The sequence below is a fragment of the Zetaproteobacteria bacterium genome (genome assembly GCA_003696765.1).
GTDB lineage: Bacteria > Pseudomonadota > Zetaproteobacteria > Mariprofundales > J009 > RFFX01.
In genome coordinates this window covers 20,656-27,540 of sequence record RFFX01000092.1, presented here as the reverse complement: position 1 = coordinate 27,540, position 6,885 = coordinate 20,656, and the positions used below count along the sequence as shown (strand labels likewise).

General features: G+C 72.2%; 7 protein-coding genes. All 7 read right to left on the bottom strand.

Features of this window, described 5'->3' with window-relative positions; translation table 11 throughout:
• Positions 1–114: 114 nt before the first annotated feature.
• Positions 115–1,128 (bottom strand): NAD(P)-dependent glycerol-3-phosphate dehydrogenase, encoded by a 1,014-nt coding sequence (locus tag D6682_08515; protein ID RMH49835.1) that lies wholly within the window; start codon positions 1,126–1,128, stop codon positions 115–117.
• Positions 1,115–2,644 (bottom strand): adenylate/guanylate cyclase domain-containing protein, encoded by a 1,530-nt coding sequence (locus D6682_08510; GenBank protein ID RMH49834.1) that lies wholly within the window; start codon positions 2,642–2,644, stop codon positions 1,115–1,117. The genes D6682_08515 and D6682_08510 overlap by 14 nt, the downstream gene beginning before the upstream one ends.
• Before the next feature lie 27 nt (positions 2,645–2,671).
• Positions 2,672–3,223, bottom strand: coding sequence for a CDP-diacylglycerol--glycerol-3-phosphate 3-phosphatidyltransferase (pgsA, locus tag D6682_08505; protein ID RMH49833.1), 552 nt, complete (start codon positions 3,221–3,223; stop codon positions 2,672–2,674).
• A 198-nt stretch (positions 3,224–3,421) separates the two neighbouring features.
• Positions 3,422–4,462, bottom strand: a complete 1,041-nt coding sequence (mtnA, locus tag D6682_08500; GenBank protein ID RMH49832.1) for an S-methyl-5-thioribose-1-phosphate isomerase — start codon at positions 4,460–4,462, stop codon at positions 3,422–3,424.
• The gene (locus D6682_08495) at positions 4,459–5,400 is read right to left on the bottom strand and encodes a beta-N-acetylhexosaminidase (GenBank protein ID RMH49841.1); all 942 of its coding nucleotides are present in this window, start codon (positions 5,398–5,400) and stop codon (positions 4,459–4,461) included. The genes mtnA and D6682_08495 overlap by 4 nt, the downstream gene beginning before the upstream one ends.
• Entirely contained in the window at positions 5,390–6,025 is a 636-nt protein-coding gene (locus D6682_08490) for a hypothetical protein (GenBank protein ID RMH49831.1), read from the bottom strand. Before D6682_08490 ends, D6682_08495 begins: the two co-directional genes overlap by 11 nt.
• Positions 6,022–6,822 (bottom strand): type III pantothenate kinase, encoded by an 801-nt coding sequence (locus D6682_08485; protein ID RMH49840.1) that lies wholly within the window; start codon positions 6,820–6,822, stop codon positions 6,022–6,024. The genes D6682_08490 and D6682_08485 overlap by 4 nt, the downstream gene beginning before the upstream one ends.
• Between the last annotated feature and the right edge of the window lie 63 nt (positions 6,823–6,885).

The following is a 6,885-nucleotide window of genomic DNA, read 5'->3' as shown; positions in this document are numbered from 1 at the left end:
GGACGGCGGAGGGGGTGGATCCGGCGGGGGGCCTCCAGCGGGATGACCCCATCGGCCATCGTCCGGAAGAGCCGCTCCTCTTCGTCGTCGCCGCGCACGCCGTACCAGGTTGGATCAGGAGAACTCGGCCCGCTCCGGGCGGGCGAGCAGCGCATCCAGCCCTTGTCGGCAGCTCCAGACGCCGTCGAGGATGCGACAGACCGTCGCGATGATCGGTGCGTCGCACCCCTTGCGCTCGGCCAGCGCCAGCGCCGTGCGGGCGCTCTCCGCCCCCTCGGTCACCTCGCCGATGGCGGCGCGCGCCTCCTGTGGCGTCGCCCCCCCGGCCAACGCCCGACCCAGCCGGCGGTTGCGCGACGCCTCCCCCGTGCAGGTGAGCACCAGGTCACCCAGGCCGGAGAGGCCGTAGAGGGTCCGGGGGCGGGCGCCGTAGGCCACGGCCAGTCGGTTGATCTCCTGCATGCCTCGGGTGATCAGCGCCGCCATGGCGTTGTGTCCCAGTCCCAGGCCGTCGGCGATGCCAGCGGCGATGGCGATGACGTTCTTCAGCGCGCCGCCGAGCGCGACGCCGATCAGGTCGTCGTGGGGGTAGATGCGGAAGGTGGTGGGGGCGAACCAGCGTGCCGTTTGCTCTGCCCGCGCCAGTTCGGCCGCGGCCAGGGTGATGGCGGTGGGCGCCCCCGTCGCCACCTCCCCGGCGAAGGAGGGGCCGGAGAGCAGCAGGGTGCGCTCCACCCCGACGGCCTGCCGCACCATCTCGTCCACCCGCAGCCCCGACGGGTGGTGGAGCCCCTTGCATGCGGCGATCACCGGCGCATCGCCTCCGAGGGCGGCGATGGTGTCGAGCGCGGCGGGCAGCGCGGCGCAGGGCAGGGCGTAGACGATGAGTCGCGCCGCGCCGAGCGCCTCGTCGGCCGATACGGTGGCGCGGATCGACGGCGGCAGCGGGATCTGCGGGAGATGGCGCGGATTGCGGCCCTCCCGGTTGATCGCCCGTGCCTGTTCCGGATCGCGCACCAGCAGTGCCACCCGCGCGCCGCCGCGGGCCAGCACCACGGCCAGCGCGGTGCCCCAGCTGCCGCCGCCGATCACCGCGACGGCGGACTCCCTCCCTTCAGCCGCCGGCAAGTCGCGCTTCGTAGTCGGGGCCGAGGTGCCGCTCCAGCGCCTGCTCCACGGCCTGGTCGATCTCCTCCATCAGCGCTGCATCTCCGGTGGAGATGGCCACGCACCGGATCGGCCGGCGCACCCCCTTGACCGGACGCCCGCCCAGGTCGTGCAGTTCGAAGCGGTGGTCGATGCCGTCGAAGGTGGAGGCCGAGGCCACCACCTGATTGGCTCCGCCCAGCCCCTCCATGCGCGAGGCGACGTTGACCGCATCGCCGATCACCGTGAACTCCAGCCGTTCGTCGGCGCCGATGTTGCCCACGATCACCTCGCCGCGGTTGAGGCCGATGCGGAAGGCGACCTCGCGGCCGTCGCCCGGGCGGCGAACATGGAGGCGGCGGCAGCACTCGGCCATGGCCAACGCCGCCGATGCCGCCTTGACCGGATGCCGGTCGTCGGGGTAGGGGTGGTTGAAGACCGCCATCACCGCATCGCCGATGAACTTGTCCACATGGCCGCCGAAATGGGTGATGATGCTGTTGAAGAGGCCGAAGAAGCGGTTGAGGGTGGCCACCACCTCGCTGGTGTCGGCGTGTTGCGAGAAGGCGGTGAAGGCGACCATGTCGGCGAAGAGTATCGTTACCTCCCGCCGTTCGCTCTGAGGCCCCTGACGCTGGCGGTCGAAGACCCGCTCGACCACCTCGGGGTTGAGGTAGCGCCCCACTTCGTCGCGCATCCGTGCTTTGTGCTCCAGTTCTCCGACCATATCGTTGAAGGCGCGCATCGCGTCGCCGATCTCGTCGTTGCCGCCCGCCGGCAGCCGGATGGTGAAATCCCCCCCGGCGACCAGTTGCGCCCCTTCGGCGAGCAGCTCCATCGGCCGGCTCATGCGGCCGGCGAGCCAGAAGACGGCCAGCGAGGTGAGCAGCAGCACCGCCAGGGCGGCGAGGAGCAGGCGGCTGGTCAACCGCTGCACCATCTGGTGCCATCCCGCCTCCGAGAAGGCGACGGCGACGGTGCCGAGGGTGGTGTCGGCGTAGGTGATGGTACGGCCGAACCAGAGGCCGTCGGTGGCGAGACGGTGGGTGGCGGAGCCGTGGATGGGGCGCTCCATGCGGGAGGGAGGGGGCGCGCCCGCCCGGTCCCGCCGGCCGCCGTGCCAGCGCAGCTCCACCGAGACCGCGTCGGGTACGCGATCGATGAATCGGTCGAGAAGCAACCGCACCTGCACCCGGTTGTCGGCCAGCATCGGCAACTTGAGTTCGTCGGCCAGCCGGTCGACCAGCAGGGTGGCCTGCGCCTGCTGGTCGCGTTCCCAGGCGGTGCGCTCCATGTCGAGCGCCAGCGCGGTGAGGAGGGCGATGGAGAGGGTGACGGCGCCGCCGACCAGGAGCGCCCAGCGCCAGCGCAGCGGCAGGCAGAAGCGGTGGATGCGCCCGGCGAGTCGTCCAAGCCGTCGTTCCGTGGGTCGGTGGGTCGTCGTTCGCATGGGAATGGGGGAGCAGGGAAGATGGATGCCCGGGGTGTCGCCCGACATATGCGCCTCCGTCGGCGGGCGGGGCTGCTACGCTCCGGGCGCCATCAGCTCCTGCCACGCCTCCTTGATGTATTCGTAGCCCGACCAGATGGTGAGGGCCGCCGCCGCCCAGAGGAGGACCAGCCCCGCCTCATGGGTGTTGATGCCGAAGATGTCGAGGTCGAGCAGCAGCGCTGTGATGGCGATCATCTGCATGGCGGTCTTGGCCTTGCCCAGCATGGAGACCTGCAGGGTGACGGCGCGCTCGGCCAGCCATTCGCGCAGGGCGCTGATGGCGATCTCCCGTCCGATGATGATCGCCGCCGGCAGCGCCGGCACGCTCTGGGTGCCCACCAGCAGCACCAGCACGGTGGCGACGAGCAGTTTGTCGGCCACCGGGTCGAGGAAACGGCCGAAGGGGGTGGCCTCCTGCCTGCTGCGCGCCAGGTAGCCGTCGAGCCAGTCGGTGAGCGATGCGACGACGAAGAGGGCGGCGCAGAGCGCCCCACTGAAGCGCCACGGCAGGTGGAAGAGCACCACGATCACCGGGATCAGCGCCACCCGGGCGACGGTGAGCTGGTTGGAGAGGGTCCAAAGCATTGATCGGCAGATCGCATCGCACAAGCTCCCTCCGTGGAGGTTCCCGGCGCGACGGCGGTCGAACCACGCGGTGTTCCGACCGCCTCGCCGGTGGATCGGTGCAGGCGACCGATCCCGTTGCGCGGCCCTCCGTGGCCGCGCCGCCGCCGTCGGCGGAGGCCGGCTGGGGGCGAAGCTATGGCGCGGCGGTGCGCTTGACTATCGATCGCCCGCCACTGCGCCGGCCTCGGCGGGGGGGATGATGCCGCGCTCGGTGATGATGGCGCGGATCAGCCCGGCCGGCGTGACGTCGAAGGCCGGATTGTGCGCGGCCACGCCGGGGGCCGCCACCCGGATGGTGTGGCGCCGGCCGTCGGCGTCCACCCCCTCCTGCCACAGCAGCTCGTCGGCGCTGCGCTCCTCGATGGGGATGGCCGATCCCTCCGGGGCGTCGGGGTCGATGGTGGCGCAGGGGGCGGCGACATAGAATGGGATGCCGAACCGGTCGGCGCAGATCGCCTTCTCCAGCGTGCCGATCTTGTTGGCGGTGTCGCCGTTGGCCGCGATGCGGTCGGCGCCGACGATGACCAGGTCGACCATCCCCGCCGCCATGTAGTGGGCGGCGGCGTTGTCGGCGATCAGGGCGCATTCGATCCCCGCCCGGGTCAGCTCCCAGGCGGTCAGACGGGCCCCCTGGCCGCGGGGGCGGGTCTCGTCGATCCAGACGAAGGGGCGTTTCCCCTTCTCATGGGCGCGATAGATCGGCGAGAGCGCGGTGCCGTGGTCGACGAAGGCGAGCCAGCCGGCGTTGCAGTGGGTGAGGATGCGGGCATCGTGCCCGATCAGCGAGTCACCGAGGAGGCCGATCCGGCGGCTCGCCTCGGCGTCGGCATCGGCGAGGGCCTCCGCCTCGGCCACCGCGGCCTCGGCGCCGCCGGCGCATCCCGCCCGCCAGACCCGCTCGACGGCATGGAAGAGGTTTTGGGCGGTCGGTCGGGTGGCGAGGATGCGCGCCCGGGCCTGCTGCTGCCTGTTCCGGTCGCCGGCGGCGGCGAGGAAGCCCTGGGCCATGGCGTAGCCGGCGGCGGCGCCGATGGCGCCTGCGCCGCGTACGGTCATCTCCTCGATGGCGCGGGCGGTGGCTTCGTGGTCGGGCAGGGTGGCGATGGCGAACTCGAACGGCAGCCGGTTCTGCTCGATCATGTGCACCACCCCATCCTCCATCCAGACGGTGCGGTAGTCGGTGCCGTCGACCTTCATGGTCGATCGGGCCGCAGCGGCTCCGCCTCGGCACGCCGCTGCGGAGGAGGGTTGCCTGCGCCGCCATCCTCCATCACCCCCCGGCAATCCTCGGGGCGGCAGACGAGCAGCAGGTCGCAGCCCGCCTCCGCCGCCGTCTGCAGGGCGCAGGGCAGATCGACACCGGTGCCGCCCATCCCCAGGTCGTCGCTCCAGACGGTGCCGGAGAAGCGCAGCTCCTCCCGCAACCGCCCAAGCCAGTAGCGTGAGAAGGTGGCGATGGCCCGATCCTGCCGCGGGTAGCGGACGTGGGCGGTCATCACATGGCGCAGGCCGTGGGCGATCGCTGCGGCGAAGGGCGCCATCTCCGCCTGGAGTGTGGCGTCGGAGGCGACCACCTCCGGGGTGGTTTGATGCGAGTCGCACCGCGCTCGGCCGTGGCCGGGGAAGTGTTTGCCCACCGCGCCGATCCCCTCCTCGGCCATCCCTTCCACCACCGCCGCGCCGAGTCGACCGGTCACCTCCGGATCGTCGCTGTAGGCGCGCGCGCCGATCACATCGTGGGCGCCGGGGATGCGCAGGTCGAGCACCGGTGCGCAGTTGTGGCTGATTCCCAGCCTGCGCAGTGCGGCGGCGCAGCGACGGGCGTCGTCACGGGCCTGCTGCAGCGCGCGTTGCGCATTGTCCAGAAAGGCGGCGCCGAATGTTGCCGCCGCCGGTCGGGTGCAAAAGGGGGGCCAGGGGAGGCGGTTGACCCGGCCGCCCTCCTCGTCGACGGCCACGATCAACTCTCTGCCGGCTGCTTCCTGTGCCTCGCCGATCAGCCGGCGGAGCTGGCCGGGGGTGTCGGCGTTGCGGGCGAAGAGGATGATGCCGGCCGGAGGGCGCGCGCGTAGCCAGCGGCGCTCCTCCTTCGATAGGGCGGTGCCGGCCAGACCGAGGATCACCCTACCGTGCATCGCCTCCCCCACCCGTTCCGGCGGGGCCGACCCGGCGCAGCAGCGGATCGAGTCCGCCCACCTTCTGCGCCGCCCCCCAGGTGACCTCCGCCTCCTCGCGCGGTTGCGGCGGGAAGAGGATGCGCCAGACGGTGCGCTCCTCGCTGTGGCGCTCCTCGCGCCACTCCAGCCCGCTGGCCGCCAGCCGCGCCTTCTGTCCGGCGATCTCCTTGCCGGAGTAGAAGCGGCCGAGCAGCAGGCGGTAGCCGAGGTCGTCGTGCAGCACGGTCGAATCGATCCCCGCCTGTTTCCATCGCGCCTGCGCCTCGATCGCGGCGGCGGTGGAGGGGTAGCTGTAGGGATCGGCGAATCCGGTCCATTCGACCTGCTCCCGGTCGGCCCGGATCCGGGGGTGCAGCCCCAGCCCGGTCAGCCGCCGGGCCATGGCGCGGGCGTCGTCCTCCCGGAGGAAGCGCCGGCTGACCACCTGCCAGCGTTGGCCGGCGGGCCGGGGCGGGGGAGGAACGGCGAGGCGGAGGGTGCGGCCGCCCCGGTCGACCACCACCGGATTCCACGCCATCCAGGCGAGCGCACCCATGGCCGCGACCATCAAGGCGATCAGTATGCGCTGGAGGATCCGGTTCATCGCCCGCCCCCCCCGAAGTGGCTGCGGCCGATCAAGGCCAGGCCGTCGAGGGTCAGGTGGGGCAGCAGTGCGGCCAGCTCGGGCAGGTCGTCGGCGATGGCCGATGCCGCGCCGCCGGTGGCCACCACCGGCACCGCATCGTCGCCCAGCTCGCGGCGCAATCGGCGGATCAGACCGGAGAGCGCCTCGACCGCCCCCCAGTAGGCGCCGGCCTGCATGGCATGGACCGTGGTGCGGCCGATCAGCCGCTCGTGGCGGGCGAGGGAGACGGTCGGCAGCCGGGCGGCGCGCCGGGCCAACGCCTCCAGCGCCAGCTCGAAGCCGGCCAGGATCAGCCCGCCGGCGTAGTGGCCGTTGGCTGTGACCACATCGAAGGTGGTGGCGGTGCCGCAGTCGAGCACGATCACCGGCGCACCGAAACGGTGGCGGGCGGCGACGGCGTTGACGATGCGGTCGGCGCCGACATCGCCCGGGTGGAGGTAGTCGATGGCCATGCCGGTGCGCACCCCCTTCTCGCCGACCCGGGCGAAGCCGGCGGAGGTGATGCGGGCGCAGGCCTGGCGGACGACCTCGTCGAGCGCCGGCACCACGCTGGCGCAGATGACCGCGCGGATCGCAGCCGCGTCGGCGTCGTGCATCTCCAGCTGGCCGAACAGCTGCCAGGCCAGCTCGTCGGCGGTCCGCCCCCGATGGCTCTGCAGCCGCCAGCAGGAGCGAAGCCGTGGCGTGCCGGTCCCCTCCAGCGGGTAGAGGCCGCAGGCGATCTCGCTGTTGCCGACATCGATGGCCAGCAGCATGGCGTCATCCACGACCCGGACGCCTGACAGATCCGTCGGTTGCACGCACGACCTCCGGATGTG